We start from the raw sequence: 19,268 nt of genomic DNA on the forward strand, positions 1-19,268 counted from the left end.
GGAAATGCCGTGATTGATTTACGCAGTGATACCGTAACCCGCCCGGGGCGCGCCATGCTGGAGCAGATGACGGCCGCCCCGGTCGGGGACGACGTTTACGGGGACGACCCGACGGTGAACGAACTGCAACGCTACGCCGCCAGCCTCAGCGGCAAAGAAGCCGCGCTGTTCCTGCCGACCGGCACGCAAGCCAACCTGGTCGCCCTGCTCAGCCACTGCGAACGCGGCGAAGAGTATATCGTCGGTCAGGGCGCGCATAATTATCTCTACGAAGCGGGCGGCGCAGCCGTGCTGGGCAGTATTCAGCCGCAGCCCATTGACGCCGCGGCTGACGGCACGCTGCCGCTGGACAAAGTCGCCGCCAAAATCAAAGCGGATGACATTCATTTCGCCCGCAGCAAATTGCTCAGTCTGGAAAACACCCACAACGGGAAAGTGCTACCGCGCGACTACCTGAAACAGGCGTGGGAATTTACCCGCGAGCGCGGGCTGGCGCTGCACGTTGACGGCGCGCGTATCTTTAATGCGCTGGTGGAGTATGGCTGTGAACTCAACGAGATCGCGCAATATTGCGACTCGTTCACCATTTGCCTGTCAAAAGGCCTCGGCGCGCCGGTTGGCTCGCTGCTGGTCGGCGATCGGGCCTATATTGCCCGCGCCAACCGCTGGCGCAAAATGACCGGCGGCGGCATGCGTCAGGCCGGTATTCTGGCGGCTGCGGGTCTGTATGCGTTGCAGAACAATGTCGCGCGCCTGAAAGAGGATCATGACAATGCAGCCTGGCTTGCGGCCCAACTGCGCGACATTGGTGCCGATGTGATGCGCCACGATACCAATATGCTGTTTGTCCGCGTCGGTGAGGCGCAGGCCGCCGCGCTGGGGGCGTTTATGCGCGAGCGCGATGTCCTGATTAACGCCTCTGCGGTGGTGCGTCTGGTCACCCATCTTGATGTTAATCGTCAACAACTGACGGACGTTGTTCACCACTGGCAGGCTTTTTTACAACGCTAAGGAGCAGGATGTGGCGCAGCGGATCCTGGTGCTCGGTGCCAGCGGTTATATTGGGCAACGGCTGGTCACCGCACTCAGCCAGCAGGGGCATCAGGTGAAAGCCGCTGCGCGGCGGTTAACCCGGCTACAAAAGCAGGGACTGCCGGGGGTGAGTTTCCACACCGTCGATTTGTACTGGCCGCAGGATCTCCCCACCCTCTTGCAGGACGTTGATACGCTCTACTACCTGGTGCACAGCATGGGCGAGCGCGGTGATTTCGTGGCGCACGAGCGGCAAATTGCGCTCAATGTGCGTGACGCCCTGCTGGAAACGCCGGTTAAACAGGTGATATTTCTCAGCTCACTGCAAGCGAAGGGGACAACCGATTCCGACCACCTGTTGGCACGGCAATATACCAGCGACCTGCTACGCGCCGCGGGCGTACCGGTGACGGAACTGCGCGCCGGGATTATCGTTGGCGCGGGTTCTGCGGCGTTTGAAGTGATGCGCGATATGGTCTTTAACCTGCCGGTGCTGACGCCGCCACGCTGGGTGCGCTCACGCACCACGCCGATCGCGCTGGAAAACTTAATGCACTATCTGCTGGCGTTGCTGGACCATCCGGCTGACGAGCACCGCGTGTTTGAAGCCGCCGGCCCCGAGGTGCTCAGTTACCAGCAGCAGTTCGCTCACTTTATGGCCGTCAGCGGCGTGCACCGTCCGCTGATCCCGGTGCCGTTGCCGACGAGGTTCATCTCGGTCTGGTTCTTACATCTGATCACCTCGGTACCGCCGACGATTGCCAAAGCGCTGATCCAGGGCTTAAAGCACGACCTGCTGGCAGACGATCGCGCATTACGTCGCCTGATCCCACAAACGCTGATCCCGTTTGACGATGCCGTGCGGCGCACGTTGCAGGAAGAAGAAAAACTGGTGAACTCCAGCGACTGGGGCTACGACCCGCAGGCGTTTTCCCGCTGGCGTCCGCAATATGGTTATTACCCGAAGCAGGCGGGTTATACGGTGAAAACCGCCGCCAGCCTGAGCGCGCTCTGGGAAGTGGTCAATCGTATTGGCGGTAAAGAGCGCTACTTCTTTGGTAATCTGCTGTGGCAAACCCGCGCCGCGCTGGATCATCTGATCGGCCATAAGTTGCCGCGCGGTCGCCCCGAACGGGCAATGTTGCAAACGGGCGATGCGGTGGATAGCTGGAAGGTGATCATCGCCGAGCCGGAAGAGCAGCTTGCCTTGCTGTTTGGTATGAAAGCGCCAGGCCTTGGGCGGCTCAGTTTTACGCTGACCGATAAAGGCGATCACCGTCTGCTGGATGTCCGCGCCTGGTGGCATCCGCACGGGATGCCTGGCTTGTGCTACTGGCTGTTGATGTTCCCGGCGCACCTGTTCATTTTTCGCGGCATGGCGCAAAAAATTGCCCGGCTGGCAGAACAAAATAGAGTAAAAGTCTGACCTTAACCGTTTTTCTTTCATCAATCCCATTGCATAGCGGCGTAATTCACGGAAGAATGCGCGCGGTGAAAGCTATTCAAAACAGTGGATTGATATGAAGGTTCTGGTCACGGGCGCAACCAGCGGTTTAGGCCGAAACGCGGTCGAGTATCTGCGGCAAAAAGGCATCGCTGTCCGGGCGACGGGCCGTAATGAAGCCATGGGCAAATTGCTCAGTAAAATGGGCGCAGAATTTGTGCACGCGGATTTGACCGAGCTGGTCTCCTCGCAGGCCAAAGTGATGCTGGCGGATATCGATACGCTGTGGCACTGCTCCAGCTTCACCTCGCCATGGGGCACCCAGGAAGCCTTTGATTTAGCCAACGTACGCGCCACACGCCGCCTGGGTGAGTGGGCGGTGGCCTGGGGCGTGCGCAACTTTGTGCATATATCCTCCCCTTCACTCTATTTTGATTACCATCATCACCGGGACATCAACGAAGATTTTCGCCCTGCGCGCTTCGCCAATGAGTTTGCCCGCAGCAAAGCGGCTGGCGAGCAGGTTATCGACCTGCTGGCACAGGCCAACCCCAATACACGTTTTACCATCCTGCGCCCGCAGAGCCTGTTCGGCCCGCACGATAAAGTATTTATCCCGCGTCTGGCGCAGATGATGCACCACTATCGCAGCGTGTTACTGCCGCGCGGCGGCGATGCGCTGGTGGACATGACCTATTACGAAAACGCCGTACATGCGATGTGGCTGGCCAGCCAGCCAGGTTGCGATACGCTGCCATCGGGCCGCGCCTACAATATCACCAATGGCGAGCCACGCTCGTTGCGCAGCATCGTGCAGAAACTGATCGATGAACTGAATATTCACTGCCGTATCCGCTCGGTGCCCTATACCATGCTCGATATGGTGGCGCGCAGTATGGAGCGTTTTGGCGATAAACGCGCAAAAGAGCCGGCGTTTACCCACTATGGTGTGTCGAAGCTGAATTTTGATTTCACGCTGGATATCTCCCGCGCGCAGCAGGAGCTGGGCTATACGCCGATTGTGACGCTGGATGAAGGCATCGAACGCACGGCGTACTGGTTAAAAGACCACGGGAAACTGCACCACTGAGCCCTCAGAACGGTGCAGATTTGACCTCTGAAACACGTTGCCCGGTTTTATCAATATAGAACCATTCGCCACCAACCAGCGCGATATGCTCACCGTCGCGCTGCGTTTTACAGCCGTTACACACCAGCGCTTTTCCTTCTTTAAATTGCCCGGCGTAATCGAACTGCGGCGCGATTCGATTGCGGAATGCATAGTCCCAGAAGCCGATTTTTCCGTTTTGCCGTGAGCGCACCAGGCCTTCCACATACCAGTCCGGACCATTATCAAAATGGACCACCGACAAGTAGCTGTCCGGTGCATGCACATAGTAATCCCCATCCTGCAATCCGGCATCGCGGGCATATTCATACACACCCACCCAGGAGGTTCCCTCGACATCCCGGCTTTTGGCAAATAATTCAGGCAGGAACAGCAGCTTGCCATCCTTCACTTCCACACACTTATTGAGCTGCTCCACATTGTCTGTTTTTTTATCCCAGTATGAGCAGCCATACACGGGCTTTAACGCGGCGTGGGCAGCAGAAGCCACCATCAGTAGCACACCTGCAATGATGCGAAACACCATGTCCAAAGACCTCGTCATAAAAATTCTGCGACGGTTAACCCGCCTGACCATATTTTTCCAGTAACGCCTCGGCGATAGCCAGGCTACCGGCATCGGCAACCCCGTTCCACAATTCGGGGCGGAAATGCATCTGAAACGCCATGATCACTCTTTTTTGTTGTGCGGGTGTCATCTGTGGTTTGACGTCATACCCATAGCGCGCCAGTAAATCAAGCAATGACGCGGTATCTACAGCTTCATACGGTGAACGGCCATTAAGATAAAATGCCACTCTGCTGGCATCCGGCCAGGCACCGATCCCCTTAGCGGCGAGAGCCCGCCACGGAAACAGCGGGCCGGGGTCATCTTTGCGCTGCGGGGCGATATCCGCATGCGCCACGACGTTTTGCGGCGCAATGTCGTACCGTTTGATAATATCTTTTACCAGCGGAATCAACGCATTAATTTGCGCTGGCGCAAAAGGTGTAAATTGTTTTCCCTGCGCCGTGTTTTGCCAGCCCCGGTTTTCCAGCTCAATGCCGATCGACGTATCATTTATGCGCGTTGCGCCACGCCAGAAGCTCACGCCCGCGTGCCAGGCCAGCTCTTTTTCCGGCACCAGTTGCCAGATGCGCGGTTTACCGCCATGCATCGGTGGGTTAGCGGGGATCAAATAGTGCGAACTTACCTGCTTATCGGTTAACGTCGCCAGCGACACATCGAAATCATCCGCCGTGTAGTGGATCACCAGCACTTTTACCCGCGGGTATGCCGCCTGTGCCTGACGCCGGGTATCTAACTGATAACCGTCTTTATCAATAATGCCTTTTTCACTGACGCAACCCACAAGCAGCAGCGCCAGCAGCAATAACCAACATTTGTTCATTCGCGTGTTTTAACCGCCGTACCGCTGACGCTGACCATCAGCATACTGCCATCCTTCCCGACGGTTTCATAATCAATATCAATACCCACGATCGCGTTCGCGCCCAGCGCTTTTGCCTGTTCGCCCAGTTCGTGAAAGGCGATTTCCCGCGCTTTGCGTAGCTCTTTTTCGTACGAACCGGCGCGTCCGCCGACGATGTCGCGGATCCCGGCGAAGAAATCGCGAAAAATATTCGCCCCGAGAATGGCTTCGCCCGTCACCACACCGCAATACTCAACAATCGGCTGCCCTTCCAGCGTCGGCGTTGTAGAAAACTGCATCGGTCTCTCCTTTTAGCGTTCAATGCGTTACACCACACATTATCAGATCAATACACTATTCTTGAAAGGTCGTGACATCTGAAGAGAAATAAGGAAATCATCATGCGCTATTCAGTTTTGATTCTTGTAATGCCCTGCGCGCTGCTGCTCAGCGCCTGCACCACCGTCACACCGGCATTTAAGGATATCGGCGCTCGCAGCGGCCCGTGCGTGGAAGGCGGGCCGGACAGCGTGGCGCAGCAATTTTACGACTATCGTATTGCCCACCCCAACAGTCACCTGGAGGCCCTGCGTCCTTATTTGAGCGATAACCTGGCAAAAGCGCTGACCGACGCCAGCCGCGACTCACGCCGCGCCACGCTGCTGAAAGCCGATCCGTTCTCCAGCAGTGCCGTTGCACCGTCAGATGCGGATGTTGCCAGCGCTTCCACCATTCCGAATACCGATGCGCGGAATATTCCCCTGCGCGTGAAACTGAGCCAGGGAAGCCAAAGCTGGCAGGATGAAGTGCTGATGGTCCGTGAAGGGCAATGCTGGGCGGTAGACGACGTACGTTATCTTGGCGCGGCAGTGCATGCGCCATCCGGTACGTTGCGCCAGTCGTTGGCACACCCGTAACGGTTCCGCTAATGAATAATTAATCCCCGTAAATTGTCTGGCATTCCACGGTGAATGCCGACATTTATGCCTGGTTCCCTCCCGCTCCGGTATTTTGTGCTAACTTTATGTGAGAACCTGGTTTATTTTTAAGTTTTAACGCACAAATATTGCATAACTATTCTGTCAACGTTACTATTTGCGGCCTCAATTGCTATCAGACTGCTTCGATGAGTATTAAATTAAACAGCATCAATTGCTTTTATGGCGCACACCAGGCGCTGTTCGATATCACACTGGATTGCCCACAGGGTGAAACCCTCGTGCTGCTCGGCCCAAGCGGTGCGGGTAAAAGTTCGCTGTTGCGCGTACTCAACCTGCTGGAAATGCCGCGTTCCGGTCAGTTAAGCATTGCCGGCAATCATTTCGATTTTGCCACTACCCCGTCTGATAAAGCGATTCGCGAGTTGCGCCAAAACGTGGGCATGGTGTTCCAGCAATACAATCTTTGGCCGCACCTGACCGTGCTGCAAAACCTGATTGAAGCGCCGTGCCGCGTGCTCGGTTTGAGTAAAGATCAGGCGCTGGCCCGCGCAGAGAAACTGCTGGAGCGTTTACGTCTTAAACCCTATAGCGATCGCTATCCGCTGCATTTGTCCGGCGGCCAGCAACAGCGCGTCGCTATTGCCCGTGCGCTGATGATGGAGCCGCAGGTGCTGCTGTTTGATGAACCGACTGCCGCACTCGATCCGGAGATCACCGCACAGATCGTCAGCATCATTCATGAACTGGCAGAAACCGGCATTACGCAGGTGATTGTGACCCATGAAGTCGAAGTGGCGCGCAAAACAGCCAGCCGCGTGGTGTATATGGAAAACGGTCACATTGTTGAGCAAGGGGATGCGGGCTGCTTTGCCGCGCCGCAGACCGACGCGTTTAAATACTACCTATCTCACTGAAGACTCGGGAATAATGACAATGAAAAAAGTACTGATTGCCGCGCTACTTGCAAGCGTCAGCCTTAGCGCTACTGCAGCCCAGACTATCCGTTTCGCCACTGAAGCGAGCTACCCTCCGTTTGAATCCACCGATGCCAACAACAGAATCGTCGGCTTTGATGTGGATCTGGCCAACGCGCTGTGTAAAGAGATCGACGCGACCTGCACCTTTACTAACCAGGCATTCGACAGCCTGATCCCCAGCCTGAAATTCCGCCGCTTCGACGCGGTGATGGCGGGTATGGACATCACGCCGGAGCGCGAAAAACAGGTGCTGTTCACCACACCTTACTATGACAACTCCGCGTTGTTTGTCGGTCAGCAGGGTAAATTCACCAGCATCGACCAGTTGAAAGGTAAACGTGTTGGCGTACAAAACGGCACCACGCACCAGAAATTCATCAACGACAAACACCCGGAAATCACCACCGTTCCGTACGACAGCTACCAGAACGCGCGTCTTGATCTGCAAAATGGTCGCATCGACGCGGTATTCGGCGACACCGCTGTGGTCACCGAATGGCTGAAAGCCGATGCCAAACTGGCGGCAGTCGGCGATAAAGTGACCGATAAAGAGTACTTCGGCACCGGTCTGGGTATCGCGGTTCGTCAGGGCAACACTGAGCTGCAGCAGAAATTCAACACTGCGCTGGAAAAAGTGAAGAAAGATGGGACATACCAGACCATCTATAACAAATGGTTCCAGAAGTAATACTTAATGAACGAAATGTTTCCATTAGCAAGTGCCGCCGGGATGACCGTCGGCCTTGCCGTTTGCGCGCTGATCATCGGCCTGGTCCTGGCGATGATCTTTGCGGTATGGGAGTCCGTTAAGTGGCGCCCTATTGCCTGGCTCGGCACTGCCTGGGTCACCGTTTTGCGTGGCCTGCCGGAAATCCTGGTGGTTCTGTTTATCTATTTCGGATCGTCACAGCTGCTGTTACTGCTCTCTGATGGTTTTTCCATCAACCTGGGCGTGGTGCAGATCCCGGTGCAGATCCAGATTGAAAACTTCGATGTCAGCCCGTTCCTGTGCGGTGTGATTGCGCTCTCTTTACTGTATGCGGCTTACGCTTCGCAAACCCTGCGCGGCGCGCTGAAGGCCGTTCCGGATGGTCAACGCGAATCCGGCCAGGCGCTGGGATTGTCGAAAGCGGCGATTTTCTTCCGCCTGGTGATGCCGCAAATGTGGCGCCACGCGCTACCGGGTTTGGGCAATCAGTGGCTGGTGCTGTTGAAAGATACCGCGCTGGTGTCACTGATCAGCGTAAATGACCTGATGCTGCAAACCAAAAGCATTGCCACCCGTACTCAGGAGCCGTTTACCTGGTACATTGTGGCGGCAGCGATTTACCTGGTGATCACCCTGTTCAGCCAGTGGATCCTGAAACGCATTGACCTGCGCGCAACGCGTTTTGAACGGAGACCGAACTGATGCTGGCGTTTTTACCCGAACTGCTCAAAGGCCTGCATACCAGCCTGACGCTGACCATCGCCTCGCTGATTGTGGCGCTGATTTTGTCACTGCTGTTTACCATCGTGCTGACGCTGAAAACGCCGGTGCTGACGCAGATCGTGCGCGCGTATATCACGCTGTTTACCGGTACGCCGCTGCTGGTGCAGATCTTCCTGATTTACTACGGGCCGGGTCAGTTCCCGACGTTGCAGGAATACCCGTTTATCTGGCATCTGCTGTCGCAGCCGTGGCTTTGTGCGCTGCTGGCGCTGTCATTGAACAGTGCAGCCTACACCACACAGCTTTTTTACGGGGCAATTCGCGCGATCCCGGATGGTCAGTGGCAGTCCTGCCATGCACTGGGGATGAGCAAGAAAGATACGCTGGCGATTTTACTGCCGTATGCGTTTAAACGCGCGCTCTCGTCTTACTCGAACGAAGTGGTGCTGGTGTTCAAGAGCACCTCGCTGGCGTACACCATCACGCTGATGGAAGTGATGGGCCATGGGCAGTTGCTGTATGGCCGCACTTACGACGTGATGGTGTTTGGCGCCGCCGGGCTGATTTATCTGGTGGTTAACGGCCTGTTGACCCTGATGATGCGCCTGATTGAACGCAAAGCGCTGGCTTTCGAACGCCGCAACTAATTGCATAAATAATAAACACAAGGCGGGTAACGCATTAATTACCCGCCTTTTTTATTACCATTAAAAAATATTTAAGCATTTTTATTGCATATAAATTCAGTTAATGGCATTGTTAGCCCATGCCTCAGACACGGCAACAACAATAAGATTGACAGACAGGAGTTCCATAATGAAAAAACTGATACTGGCCGCCCTTCTCGCTACTTTCGCCGCAGGTGCCTCTGCCGCTGACAAAATCAACTTCGGCGTTTCCGCCACCTATCCACCGTTCGAATCCCTGGATGCGAATAACAAGATCGTCGGTTTTGACATCGATCTGGCCAATGCCCTGTGCAAACAAATGCAGGCGGATTGCACATTTACCAACCACGCGTTCGACAGCCTGATCCCGGCGCTGAAGTTTAAAAAATATGACGCCGTGATCTCCGGTATGGATATCACGCCGGAGCGTAGCAAGCAGGTCTCGTTTACCGAACCGTACTACGCAAACTCTGCGGTGGTGATTGCGAAGAAAGATGCGTTCAAATCCTTTGACGATCTGAAAGGCAAACGTATCGGTATGGAAAATGGCACTACGCACCAGAAATATCTGCAGGACAAACACCCGGAAGTGAAGACTGTGGCTTACGACAGCTATCAGAATGCGATTATCGACCTGAAAAACGGTCGTCTGGATGGCGTGTTTGGTGATACAGCAGTGGTGAATGAGTGGCTGAAAACGAACCCACAGCTGGGTGTCGCCACGCCGAAAGTGACCGATGCGCAATACTTTGGTACTGGCCTCGGTATCGCAGTACGCCCGGATAACCAGGCCTTGCTGGAAAAACTGAACGCCGCGCTGAAAGCGATTAAAGCCGACGGTACCTATCAGAAAATCAGCGATCAGTGGTTCCCGCAGTAATTGTTGCAACGCCCGGTGGTGCTGTGTTTACCGGGCGCAGAAAAGGAAAAAGTCGCTTACGCGACTTTTTTTGACCCTGCTTCACGCCGGGCGATAAATTCAGCGGCGGGTTCAATGCGGCTCAGCTCTTCCTGAACCCGCGTATCATTCTCAACATCCCATAGATCAACCGCGGCCTGGAGGTTAATCCAGAAGTCCACAGACGTATCGAAGACTCTGGCAAGACGAAATGCCATGTCCGTCGTCAGACGACGATTGTTGTTAACCAGTGCACTCACAGAATTACGATGTACATGCAGCATCTCCGCCAGTTCGTTAATCCTGAGATCCAGCGGCTCCAGATATTCGTACAGCAGAATGTCACCCACTGTGGTTGGTTTTCGGCTGGCCGGTGTCATGTCAACTCCTCAACATAATGGCTTAATAAATATGCGGATCCAGATACAGATCTTCCGCTTTTCCGTTAACCCATTTGAAAATCAAACGATATTGCTTATTCACTCTTATCGAGGAATAACCCTGTAATTTGCCCAGCAGCTCTTCATAACGGTTGCCGGGTGGCGAGCGCAAATCGCGATGCGAAGCCGCTGCATTAATGATGTCCAGTTTTCGGGACAGTGCAGTGTGAATGTCCACCGGAATCTTACGATGCAGCGCTGCGTGGTGGAAAAATGCCTCAAGCCATGGATCCCGAAAACAGCCAATACTTATTTTCTTTGGCATTGCATTGCAGCCTCCTTGCCGCGTTCATGCCAACGATAGTAGCGCACCGCCACACAGTGCACAAGTGCATTTACTGTTTAACCAGCAGTGTCAAAACTTCGTAATGGGCGGTGTGTGGGAACATATCAAACAGTTGCACACGTTCAATGCGGTAGCCGGGCAACAGGCGGATATCTTTCGCCATGGTGCTGGCATTACAGCTGGAATAGATGATGTAAGGTGGCGCCATCCGGCTGAGATAATCGCACAGCGCTGCGCCAATCCCCCGCCGCGGCGGGTTAACCAGCACCAGATCCGGCGCATCACCCTGCGCAGTGGCAAACTGCGTGGAGTCCAGTGCCTGGAAACGCAGGTTTTGCAGCCCTAAGGCTTGCGCGGATTGTGTCGCACAGGCTATCGCCTCTGGTGCAATTTCAATCCCGGTCAGACGCATGTCGGGCGTTGCGCAGTGCAGGCCAAAACCGCCGACGCCGCAGAACAGATCCCACATATGCGCCACTGGCAACGCCCGTACCCAATCCCGCGCAGTCGCATAGAGCGTGCTGGCTACTGTCGGGTTGGTCTGAAAGAAACTCTGCGGACGGATCCACAGCGGCACGCCATTAAAATTTTCCGCCAGCGCCTGTTGTTCAGTGAGGAAAAACTCCGTCTCCCCTTCCATGATGGCCATATGCACTGGCTGAATATTGGCGGAGACTACCCTGAGTTGCGGTAACTGAGCCAGCAGCACAGGCAGCGCCGCACGCAGTTGCGCGAGCTTCGCTTCTGAACGCAGGACAAAACGCAGCATCATGCCGCCATCCTGCTGGCTTTCGGTTATCAGCAGATACTTCAACTCGCCGCGTTTGCGCGCCACGTTGTATGGCGTTAACCCTGCACGGGCGATAAAGGGTTTCAGCGCAGCGAAAACCGGTAAAAAGGAGGCAGGATAAAGCGGGCAAGCGGTCAGATCTTCCGGCGTGCCGTCACGGTGCAACATACCGAGCAACGGTTTTTCTACACTCCCGCTGACCACCATTTTGGCTTTATTGCGAAACCCCTGTTCCGGGCCGCTGACCGGCGAGTCCCAACTCGCCACGGGCAACCCCTCCAGTAAATGCCGGAGATCGTCCATTTTGGTGGTGAGTTGTGTTGCCAGCGGTTGTTCGATCCACTGACAGGATCGGCAACGCCCGGCGTCGTAGAGAGCGCACTGCATAGTAAAGCCTTTCTTTTTGCGGGGCCGGGATTGTACCACCGTTATTGCAGGCGGAAAAAGCGTCGGCTTGGCGTGGGGACAAACAGCAGAAACAACACCAGAAAATCAGGCAGTTTTTGCATCATCAGCGAGCGGAAAATCTCCCGGCGCGACTCCCCGGCAATGCTGAAAAGTTCGGGATAGCCGTAACCCAGCGAGGCGGCCCATAAATAGCCGGTAGAGACGATTTGCGTGCCGAGATAGAGCCAGCGCGCCCAGTTACGCCCTTTCACCACGGAAAAGGCGCAGAGGATTTCGACAAACACCAGCACCAGACTGCCAAGAAAAATCAGTGTCAGGCTCCAGGTCTGCGCGCTGCGCTGCACAAAATCCAGCATCCCACGCATCCCGAGCACATTTATCACCATCAGCACATCAACACAGCGAATGAGAATAATGGCGATCGCCGCCACCTGCACCAGCGCAGGCACATTCAATTTCGCATGATGCGTGGTCTTCTTGAAAAATCCCAATTCGGTGTTTTCCCTGTGAAAAAATGCCGCGACAGGCGCGGCATCAGCAACACAATTTCCCGATTCTAATGAGTTCAGCTTTGTCTTGCACGCTGGATGTCACGGATACGCTGTTTTTCCGCCCGGGCCATTAAATACCAGGCGATAAAACCAACAATGCCCACCACACCGAGGATAAGCGTCGCCAGCGCGTTGATTTCAGGATTTACCCCCATGCGCACGCTGGAGAACACCAGCATTGGCAGCGTGGTTGCCCCCGGCCCGGAGACGAAACTGGCAATCACCAGATCATCCAGCGACAGGGTAAACGCCAGCAGCCAACCGGAGACAATCGCCGGCATGATCATCGGCAGTGTGATCACAAAGAAGACTTTCAGCGGCGTGGCGCCTAAATCCATAGCGGCTTCTTCAATGGAGCGATCCAGTTCGCGCAGACGCGAGGAGATCACCACCGCCACATAGGCAGTACAGAAGGTGACATGCGCCAGCCAGATGGTCAGCATACCGCGGTCCGCAGGCCAGCCAATGGCATGGCCCAGCGCAACAAACAGCAGCAGCAACGACAAACCGGTGATCACATCCGGCATCACCAGCGGCGCGGTGATCATAAACGCAAAGCCGTTTGAACCCCGGAAGCGGCCAAAACGCACCATCACCACGGCGGCGATGGTGCCGAGGATAGCGGCCATCGTCGCCGCACAGGCGGCAATGGTCAGGCTCAGCCCCACCGCGCTCATCATTGCGTCATCATGGAACAGCTCGCCATACCAGCGGGTGGACCAGCCTGCCCATACCGTCACCAGCTTCGAGCTGTTAAACGAGTAGATAACCAGCATCAGCATCGGCGCATAGAGAAACGTAAACCCCAGCACGAGGATCAGAATGCGCCAGGGAGAGCGCACTACCGGTAAGTTGTTCATGCGTTGTCCCCCGCCTGTTTCTGCTGATGTTTGTGGAACCACATGATCGGCACAATCAACAGCAGTAGCATGATCACCGCCACCGCCGAGGCTACCGGCCAGTCGCGGTTGTTAAAGAACTCCTGCCACAGCACGCGGCCAATCATGATGCTGTCTGGCCCGCCGAGCAGTTCCGGGATCACGAACTCCCCCACCGCCGGAATAAACACCAGCATCGACCCGGCGATAATCCCGCCTTTGGTGAGTGGCACGATCACGCTGAAGAAGGTTTTCAGCGGGCGCGCACCCAGATCCAGCGAAGCTTCCACCAGTGAGTAGTCGATACGCGTCAGCGCGGTATAAATCGGCAGCACCATAAACGGCAGGTAGGCATAAACAATCCCGATGTAGACCGCCAGGTTGGTATGCAGAATGGTCAGCGGCTGATCGATAACCCCAAGCCACATCAGGAAGTTATTCAGCACGCCATTACTTTTCAGGATCCCCATCCACGCATAAACACGGATCAGGAACGAGGTCCACGACGGCAGGATCACCAGCAGCAGCAATATGTTACGCGTGGAGGATTTACTGTGCGCCACCGCCCAGGCCAGCGGATAGCCCAGCAGCAGACAGCAAATCGTTGAGATCGCGGCCACCTGAAGCGACTGAAGATACGCTTCAAAGTAGAGTGGATCGTCCGTCAATTGCAGGAAGTTACCCAGATTCAGCGTAACGGTTAACCGCCCGTCCGCCCATTCAATCAGGTCGGTATAGGGCGGGATCTGCCGCGCCATCTCAGCAAGACTGATTTTGAAGACAATCAAGAACGGCAGCAGAAACAGCAGGATTAACCAGATATAGGGCAGCGCAATCACCAGCTTGCGCCCGTGGCGCATCTGCATACGCGCCAGCCACAATGTAAAACCGCCCGGTTTTTCGACGCGGGTCGGCGGCTCCAGTGTACTCATCATCGCTCCTTAAACCGTCAGAACCACACAACTATCGGCGTCCCAGCAGAGACGAACTTCATCTCCCCAGGTTGGCGCGCCTTTACGGTAGCGATGCGCGTTCTGCAACTGGGCGCTGATCATCTGCCCGCTTTGCAAACGCACGTGATAAATCGAGAGATCGCCGAGATAGGCGATGTGCACCACTTCGCCCACCGCAAAGTTGTAGCCATCGGCTGGCGGATCCTCACAGAGCATGATTTTTTCCGGACGCAGCGCCACATACACCGGCACGTTATCCACCACCGACGCATCCGGATCGACTTTCAGCGGATGCATCAGCCCCGGCGAGTCAATCACCAGCCCGTCTTCCTGGCGATCTTTCAGCAGCCCTTCGAAGACGTTCACCGAACCGATAAACTCGGCGCTGTAACGGGTGGTCGGGTGCTCGTAAATCTCTTCCGGCTCGCCAATCTGCACAAACTTACCGCGATTCATGATGGCGATACGCCCGGCCATGGTCATCGCCTCTTCCTGGTCATGAGTCACCATCACGCAGGTCACGCCGACGCGCTCAAGGATATCCACCACTTCCAGTTGCATACGGTCGCGCAGCTTTTTATCCAGCGCGCCCATCGGTTCATCCAGCAGCAGCAATTTCGGGCGCTTCGCCAGACTGCGGGCCAGCGCCACACGCTGACGCTGACCACCGGAAAGCTGATGCGGCTTGCGTTTGGCAAACTCGCTCATGTGTACCAGACTCAGCATCTCCGCCACCCGGTTGGCGATTTCAGCCTTCGGTAGCTTGTCCTGTTTCAGGCCAAAAGCAATGTTCTGCTCCACCGTCATATGCGGGAATAACGCATAGGACTGAAACATCATATTGATGGGTCGCAGATACGGCGGCACGTGCGCCAGATCGACGCCATCGAGCATAATTTGCCCCTGAGTGGGCTGTTCAAAACCAGCGAGCATACGCAGCAGCGTCGACTTGCCGCAGCCGGACGCGCCGAGCAGGGCAAAAATCTCGCCTTTATAAATAGTCAGGCTGACATCATCAACGGCGTGCTGCCCGTCGAAGGATTTGGTCAGATTGCGGATTTCCAGCAGCGGCGTCAGATCCTTGCGGCTCTTCGCCTGTGGGCGGGGGATAGCGTCATTCACTCAAGTGCTCTCCGGCAAAAACATCAACCCGTTTCAACAGGTTGTCGTACAAATGACTGGACAGAGGCCAATCGCCTCTGTCCATTTGTGGGGCAGTTGCACCGCCCCGGTGCAGCATTTCACTCGTCAGGTGACTGAATTATTTGCCGCTTTTCACTTTAGTCCACGCGCGGGTTCTTACGCGGTCGATTTTCGGATCCTGGACTTTCAGCGTAAACAGTTTGGCGAACACATCCGGCGGCGGGAAGATAGCCGGGTTGTTACGCACTTCCGGGCTGATCAACGGCACGGACGCTTTGTTACCGTTCGCGTAGAAGACATGGTCACTAACATGGGCGATCACATCCGGGCGCATCAGGTAGTTGAGGAACTGATAAGCCTCATCTTTGTTTTTCGCATCCGCCGGCATGGCGAAGACGTCAAAGAATGCCAGCGCCCCCTCTTTCGGAATGGTGTAAGTCACATTCACGCCGTTTTTCGCTTCTTTTGCACGGTTAGCCGCCTGCCACACATCCCCTGCCCAGCCGATAGCCACACAGATGTCGCCGTTTGCCAGATCGTTGATGTACTGGGAAGAGTGGAAGTAACGAATATTCGGGCGCAGTTTCAACAGCAGGTCCGTCGCCGGGCCGGTGTAATCGTCAGCTTTGCTGCTGTTCGGATCTTTGCCAAGGTAGTTCAGCACGGTGGCGAAGATCTCTTCCGGGGCATCAAGGAAAGAGACGCCGCAGCTTTTCAGTTTTTCCAGGTTCTCCGGTTTCAGCACCAGATCCCAGCTATCCAGCGGCACATCTTTGCCCAGTGCAGCTTTGACTTTATCGACGTTATAGCCGATACCGGTGGTGGCCCACAGGTATGGAATGGCGTATTTGTTGTCCGGATCGTGCTTAGCGACCATTTTCAGGATATCCGGATCGAGGTTTTTCCAGTTCGGCAGTTTGCTCTTATCCAGCGGCTGGAACACACCCGCTGCAAGCTGACGTTCGAGGAAGCTGGCAGAAGGCACGACCAGGTCGAAGCCGGTGCTGCCCGCCATCAATTTGCCTTCCAGCACTTCGTTGGAGTCAAACACGTCGTAAACGACTTTGATGCCGGTTTCTTTTTCAAAATTCGCGACGGTGTCCGGCGCAATATAATCAGACCAGTTATAAACATGCAGCGTCTTTTGCTCGGCTGCGAGCGTGCTGGCAGAGACAGCCATCAACGCACCCGCAACAAGACCCGATACCCATTTTTTGCTCAAGGCGGTCATATCTCATTCCTTCTGGAAAGTCCGTTAACATACGAACTAAGTGTACGCATTTAAGATATGCAAGAATCATGCATATTTTGTCACTCTGCACAGCCTCGGAGGAGAATACTCTTCCGGCAGACACCGCATGCTGTTTTAAGCACCGCAAGAATAACTGTAGCCAGGGTTTGAGGCTATAGGTCAGATTAAAAAACGCCTTTTATCAATTTTTTATGCAGGATCTGTCTATGTGATAAGCCGGAACGGGAGGAATAGCGGTGAAAAATTCTTTATGAAAAGGTTAATTGCAGAATAAAAACATTTATTATGCAGCCGCTCTGGCAGCGACTGCGCTAATGTCACGGCGAGTTAGTGAAGAAAATTGTGCGACTCTTCAACAACAGTCACATCTTCTTCGCCAGGAGAGAACAGTAGCTGGTGTGCGTTGGCTTCCATGATCACCATCGAAATCTGCTCTTCACTCTGGCGTACAAACCAGGCGAACTGTTCAAAAGTGACACCCGGCCCGACGCTCAATGACTGGCACACCACCAGCTTGGGCAGGTTATCATCCTGAATATCCAGGAACGCTTTCACCGTGAGGGAACTGGCGTTGATGGCAGACAGATCCGCAGAGAGCGCCAGCAACGCAGAAGGTTTAACCTCCGCCATGGCGGTAAACAGCAGAATGTCATTAACCAGATCGACTTTCGCATCGAACACGCCGTCAAAATTTTGCATATGCGGCAGATGCAGCGCCTGGCAGTTATCGCACTCAAAAAAGGTGATGCCCAGTTCGTCGAGCCAGTGACGAAGCGTGTCCAGACCAGGGACGACGAGTGAATCCATATTTGCAGCGCTCTCTTACTGTAAAAAATTGCCCATAGCTTACGCAAAAAGTGCTGAACGCACCATTGATAGCGCAGAAAAATCGCCTCAGCCGCCTGTTTTCAGGCAAAAACCGGGGGTTGCCTGCCGTTCAATCCACTGGATCATACGCCCGGCGATATCAATGCCCGTCGCTTTTTCGATACCTTCAAGACCTGGCGATGCATTCACTTCCATCACCAGCGGGCCGCGGTTGGCGCGCAAAATATCCACCCCGGCAACGTCCAGCCCCAGCGTTTGCGCCGCCGCCAGCGCAATTTCCCGCTCACGCGGGGTGATGTTCGCTACGGTTGCCACGCCGCCGCGATGCAGGTTTGAGCGGAAATCGCCCTCTTTCGCCCGGCGTTCGATCGCCGCGACGACTTCATTACCGACCACCAGGCAACGGACGTCGCAGCCTTTCGCTTCCTGAATGTACTCCTGCACAAGAATGTGCGCATTAAGCCCACGAAAAGCATCAATCACGCTTTCCGCCGCCTGGCGGGTTTCTGCCAGCACCACACCAATGCCCTGCGTCCCCTCCACCAGTTTCACCACCAGCGGCGCACCACCGACCATATTGATCAAATCACTGGTATCGTCGGGCGAATGGGCAATGCCGGTGAGCGGCAGATCGATCCCCTGGCGGGCAAGTAACTGCAACGAGCGCAGCTTGTCTCTGGCGCGGGTAATGGCGACGGATTCGTTAAGCGGATAGCTGCCCAGCATTTCAAACTGGCGCAGCGCGGCAGTGCCGTAGAAGGTAATGGCCGAACCAATACGCGGGATCACCGCGTCAAAATACGGAAGCTGACGACCTTTATAGTGAATCGACGACGCCGCAGGGCTGATATTCATATAACAGGACAGCGGATCGAGGATCTCGACCAGATGACCGCGATGCATCGCCGCTTCACGCAGACGTTTACATGAATAAAGCGTTCCATCCCGGGATAATATGGCAATTTTCACCCTGCACCTCGCAACAAAGACCGGTAAAAGCCCGCGTATGATACACGCAGCAACGCACAGGATGAACGGGTATTAGCGTGTCGCCCATCCCTGTTTATGCAAATAGTCGAGAATAAACGGACGGCTCTCTTTAATAATCGTGCGGCGGATATGATCGCTCCACGTGTCCCTGCGTGTGTTACTGCCGCGCGTCAGATAGTAGTGGGCAATCTCTTCGTCATACTGCGCCAGCACCGTTTTATCCAGCGGCTGGTAATGGTTCTCATGCACCACAAGCTGCGCAGGCAAACGCGGCTTCTGCCCCGGATCGTCGGCAGGCCAGCCCAGGCATAAACCAAACAGCGGCAGAACATGTTTCGGCACCTGCAACAGTTCTCCCACCGCTTCGATGCTGTTACGAATGCCGCCGATATACACCCCACCAAGCCCAAGGGACTCTGCTGCTGTAAAGGCGTTTTGTGCCATCAGCGCCGTGTCCACAACGCCCAACAACAGTTGCTCCGCGAGGCCTGGATTCGCTTCCGGGCAGATCTGAAAGTTACGGTTAAAATCCGCGCAGAACACCCAAAACTCCGCCGCCTGCGCCACATGCTGTTGCCCGCCGGTTAAGGTCACCAGTTGCGCGCGCAGAGCCGGATCGGTGATCCGAATAATGGTACTGCACTGCAAAAAACTGGAGCTGGATGTGGCCTGTGCGCTGGCAATGATCGCCTCGCGCTGCGCCGCCGTAATCGGTTCATCTTTAAAGTGGCGAATGGAACGATGCGCGCACAGCAAGTCAATGGTTGGTGTCATTATGAATTCCCCGGATAAACAAGACCTTCAGTATAGGCCAGC

23 protein-coding genes are annotated in these 19,268 nt (G+C 55.2%); 9 read left to right on the plus strand and 14 right to left on the minus strand.

What is annotated here, in order from left to right; genetic code table 11:
- Positions 1-9: 9 nt before the first annotated feature.
- From ltaE to N7922_RS16350, 3 genes are all read left to right on the plus strand, one after another.
- Entirely contained in the window at positions 10-1,011 is a 1,002-nt protein-coding gene (gene ltaE, locus N7922_RS16340) for a low-specificity L-threonine aldolase (RefSeq protein ID WP_263097323.1), read from the plus strand.
- Between the two features lie 10 nt (positions 1,012-1,021).
- A complete protein-coding gene (locus tag N7922_RS16345; protein ID WP_263097324.1) occupies positions 1,022-2,458 on the plus strand; it encodes an SDR family oxidoreductase in 1,437 nt (478 codons plus the stop codon).
- A 94-nt stretch (positions 2,459-2,552) separates the two neighbouring features.
- On the plus strand, positions 2,553-3,566 hold the full coding sequence (locus tag N7922_RS16350) for an NAD-dependent epimerase/dehydratase family protein (RefSeq protein ID WP_263097325.1): 1,014 nt from the start codon (positions 2,553-2,555) through the stop codon (positions 3,564-3,566).
- 4 nt (positions 3,567-3,570) lie between these two features.
- On the opposite strand, the gene N7922_RS16355 is transcribed toward N7922_RS16350, so the two are convergent.
- The 3 genes from N7922_RS16355 to N7922_RS16365 are packed head-to-tail and all read right to left on the minus strand — an operon-like array spanning position 3,571 to position 5,316.
- Positions 3,571-4,149 (minus strand): WG repeat-containing protein, encoded by a 579-nt coding sequence (locus N7922_RS16355; RefSeq protein WP_263097326.1) that lies wholly within the window; start codon positions 4,147-4,149, stop codon positions 3,571-3,573.
- A 16-nt stretch (positions 4,150-4,165) separates the two neighbouring features.
- Entirely contained in the window at positions 4,166-4,996 is an 831-nt protein-coding gene (locus N7922_RS16360) for an N-acetylmuramoyl-L-alanine amidase (RefSeq protein ID WP_263097328.1), read from the minus strand.
- Positions 4,993-5,316 carry a heavy metal-binding domain-containing protein gene (locus tag N7922_RS16365; RefSeq protein ID WP_263097329.1) on the minus strand — a complete coding sequence of 108 codons (324 nt, stop codon included), beginning with the start codon at positions 5,314-5,316 and terminating at the stop codon, positions 4,993-4,995. Before N7922_RS16365 ends, N7922_RS16360 begins: the two co-directional genes overlap by 4 nt.
- Before the next feature lie 102 nt (positions 5,317-5,418).
- Here N7922_RS16365 and N7922_RS16370 point away from each other — a divergent pair, with 102 nt between their 5' ends.
- The 6 genes from N7922_RS16370 (at position 5,419) to artJ (ending at position 9,915) form a co-directional block, all read left to right on the plus strand.
- Positions 5,419-5,934, plus strand: coding sequence for a lipoprotein (locus tag N7922_RS16370; RefSeq protein WP_263097331.1), 516 nt, complete (start codon positions 5,419-5,421; stop codon positions 5,932-5,934).
- A 209-nt stretch (positions 5,935-6,143) separates the two neighbouring features.
- The gene (gene artP / locus N7922_RS16375) at positions 6,144-6,872 is read left to right on the plus strand and encodes an arginine ABC transporter ATP-binding protein ArtP (protein WP_263097332.1); all 729 of its coding nucleotides are present in this window, start codon (positions 6,144-6,146) and stop codon (positions 6,870-6,872) included.
- Positions 6,873-6,891: 19 nt separating this feature from the next.
- On the plus strand, positions 6,892-7,623 hold the full coding sequence (artI, locus tag N7922_RS16380; RefSeq protein ID WP_263097334.1) for an arginine ABC transporter substrate-binding protein ArtI: 732 nt from the start codon (positions 6,892-6,894) through the stop codon (positions 7,621-7,623).
- A gap of 6 nt (positions 7,624-7,629) precedes the next feature.
- A complete protein-coding gene (artQ, locus tag N7922_RS16385) occupies positions 7,630-8,346 on the plus strand; it encodes an arginine ABC transporter permease ArtQ (protein WP_263097335.1) in 717 nt (238 codons plus the stop codon).
- Complete coding sequence (artM, locus tag N7922_RS16390; protein WP_263097336.1) at positions 8,346-9,014, plus strand: arginine ABC transporter permease ArtM; 669 nt, start codon at positions 8,346-8,348, stop codon at positions 9,012-9,014. The genes artQ and artM overlap by 1 nt, the downstream gene beginning before the upstream one ends.
- Positions 9,015-9,183: 169 nt before the next feature.
- Positions 9,184-9,915 carry an arginine ABC transporter substrate-binding protein ArtJ gene (gene artJ / locus N7922_RS16395; protein WP_263097338.1) on the plus strand — a complete coding sequence of 244 codons (732 nt, stop codon included), beginning with the start codon at positions 9,184-9,186 and terminating at the stop codon, positions 9,913-9,915.
- 56 nt (positions 9,916-9,971) lie between these two features.
- Here artJ and N7922_RS16400 read toward each other — a convergent pair whose 3' ends face one another.
- The 11 genes from N7922_RS16400 to nfsA form a co-directional block, all read right to left on the minus strand.
- Positions 9,972-10,313, minus strand: a complete 342-nt coding sequence (locus tag N7922_RS16400; protein WP_263097339.1) for a HigA family addiction module antitoxin — start codon at positions 10,311-10,313, stop codon at positions 9,972-9,974.
- Between the two features lie 22 nt (positions 10,314-10,335).
- Positions 10,336-10,638, minus strand: a complete 303-nt coding sequence (locus N7922_RS16405) for a type II toxin-antitoxin system RelE/ParE family toxin (RefSeq protein WP_263097340.1) — start codon at positions 10,636-10,638, stop codon at positions 10,336-10,338.
- Between the two features lie 70 nt (positions 10,639-10,708).
- Positions 10,709-11,836, minus strand: a complete 1,128-nt coding sequence (gene rlmC, locus N7922_RS16410) for a 23S rRNA (uracil(747)-C(5))-methyltransferase RlmC (protein WP_263097341.1) — start codon at positions 11,834-11,836, stop codon at positions 10,709-10,711.
- Positions 11,837-11,877: 41 nt separating this feature from the next.
- On the minus strand, positions 11,878-12,348 hold the full coding sequence (locus N7922_RS16415; protein ID WP_263097343.1) for a YbjO family protein: 471 nt from the start codon (positions 12,346-12,348) through the stop codon (positions 11,878-11,880).
- 74 nt (positions 12,349-12,422) lie between these two features.
- A complete protein-coding gene (potI, locus tag N7922_RS16420) occupies positions 12,423-13,268 on the minus strand; it encodes a putrescine ABC transporter permease PotI (RefSeq protein WP_061494631.1) in 846 nt (281 codons plus the stop codon).
- The gene (gene potH, locus N7922_RS16425; protein WP_263100932.1) at positions 13,265-14,218 is read right to left on the minus strand and encodes a putrescine ABC transporter permease PotH; all 954 of its coding nucleotides are present in this window, start codon (positions 14,216-14,218) and stop codon (positions 13,265-13,267) included. Before potH ends, potI begins: the two co-directional genes overlap by 4 nt.
- Positions 14,219-14,227: 9 nt before the next feature.
- On the minus strand, positions 14,228-15,361 hold the full coding sequence (potG, locus tag N7922_RS16430) for a putrescine ABC transporter ATP-binding subunit PotG (protein WP_263097344.1): 1,134 nt from the start codon (positions 15,359-15,361) through the stop codon (positions 14,228-14,230).
- 139 nt (positions 15,362-15,500) lie between these two features.
- Positions 15,501-16,613: a spermidine/putrescine ABC transporter substrate-binding protein PotF gene (gene potF / locus N7922_RS16435; RefSeq protein WP_263097345.1), complete on the minus strand. Its 1,113-nt coding sequence runs from the start codon at positions 16,611-16,613 to the stop codon at positions 15,501-15,503.
- Between the two features lie 348 nt (positions 16,614-16,961).
- Positions 16,962-17,441, minus strand: a complete 480-nt coding sequence (locus tag N7922_RS16440; protein ID WP_061494627.1) for a YbjN domain-containing protein — start codon at positions 17,439-17,441, stop codon at positions 16,962-16,964.
- A gap of 87 nt (positions 17,442-17,528) precedes the next feature.
- The gene (gene rimK, locus N7922_RS16445) at positions 17,529-18,431 is read right to left on the minus strand and encodes a 30S ribosomal protein S6--L-glutamate ligase (RefSeq protein ID WP_263097346.1); all 903 of its coding nucleotides are present in this window, start codon (positions 18,429-18,431) and stop codon (positions 17,529-17,531) included.
- Positions 18,432-18,503: 72 nt separating this feature from the next.
- Positions 18,504-19,226, minus strand: coding sequence for an oxygen-insensitive NADPH nitroreductase (gene nfsA, locus N7922_RS16450; protein WP_263097347.1), 723 nt, complete (start codon positions 19,224-19,226; stop codon positions 18,504-18,506).
- Positions 19,227-19,268: the final 42 nt, after the last annotated feature.

Source organism: Kosakonia sp. ML.JS2a, from assembly GCF_025642095.1.
In the GTDB taxonomy this organism is placed as follows: Bacteria; Pseudomonadota; Gammaproteobacteria; order Enterobacterales; family Enterobacteriaceae.

Bases quoted from the DNA above. Each gene is read 5' to 3' on its own strand.
- N7922_RS16350 (WP_263097325.1), top strand. From the start codon at position 2,553: ATGAAGGTTCTGGTCACGGGCGCAACCAGCGGTTTAGGCCGAAACGCG.
- N7922_RS16355 (WP_263097326.1), bottom strand. From the start codon at position 4,149: ATGACGAGGTCTTTGGACATGGTGTTTCGCATCATTGCAGGTGTGCTA.
- N7922_RS16360 (WP_263097328.1), bottom strand. From the start codon at position 4,996: ATGAACAAATGTTGGTTATTGCTGCTGGCGCTGCTGCTTGTGGGTTGC.
- N7922_RS16365 (WP_263097329.1), bottom strand. From the start codon at position 5,316: ATGCAGTTTTCTACAACGCCGACGCTGGAAGGGCAGCCGATTGTTGAG.
- N7922_RS16370 (WP_263097331.1), top strand. From the start codon at position 5,419: ATGCGCTATTCAGTTTTGATTCTTGTAATGCCCTGCGCGCTGCTGCTC.
- artP (WP_263097332.1), top strand. From the start codon at position 6,144: ATGAGTATTAAATTAAACAGCATCAATTGCTTTTATGGCGCACACCAG.
- artI (WP_263097334.1), top strand. From the start codon at position 6,892: ATGAAAAAAGTACTGATTGCCGCGCTACTTGCAAGCGTCAGCCTTAGC.
- artQ (WP_263097335.1), top strand. From the start codon at position 7,630: ATGAACGAAATGTTTCCATTAGCAAGTGCCGCCGGGATGACCGTCGGC.
- artM (WP_263097336.1), top strand. From the start codon at position 8,346: ATGCTGGCGTTTTTACCCGAACTGCTCAAAGGCCTGCATACCAGCCTG.
- artJ (WP_263097338.1), top strand. From the start codon at position 9,184: ATGAAAAAACTGATACTGGCCGCCCTTCTCGCTACTTTCGCCGCAGGT.
- N7922_RS16400 (WP_263097339.1), bottom strand. From the start codon at position 10,313: ATGACACCGGCCAGCCGAAAACCAACCACAGTGGGTGACATTCTGCTG.
- N7922_RS16405 (WP_263097340.1), bottom strand. From the start codon at position 10,638: ATGCCAAAGAAAATAAGTATTGGCTGTTTTCGGGATCCATGGCTTGAG.
- rlmC (WP_263097341.1), bottom strand. From the start codon at position 11,836: ATGCAGTGCGCTCTCTACGACGCCGGGCGTTGCCGATCCTGTCAGTGG.
- potI (WP_061494631.1), bottom strand. From the start codon at position 13,268: ATGAACAACTTACCGGTAGTGCGCTCTCCCTGGCGCATTCTGATCCTC.
- potH (WP_263100932.1), bottom strand. From the start codon at position 14,218: ATGAGTACACTGGAGCCGCCGACCCGCGTCGAAAAACCGGGCGGTTTT.
- potF (WP_263097345.1), bottom strand. From the start codon at position 16,613: ATGACCGCCTTGAGCAAAAAATGGGTATCGGGTCTTGTTGCGGGTGCG.
- N7922_RS16440 (WP_061494627.1), bottom strand. From the start codon at position 17,441: ATGGATTCACTCGTCGTCCCTGGTCTGGACACGCTTCGTCACTGGCTC.
- nfsA (WP_263097347.1), bottom strand. From the start codon at position 19,226: ATGACACCAACCATTGACTTGCTGTGCGCGCATCGTTCCATTCGCCAC.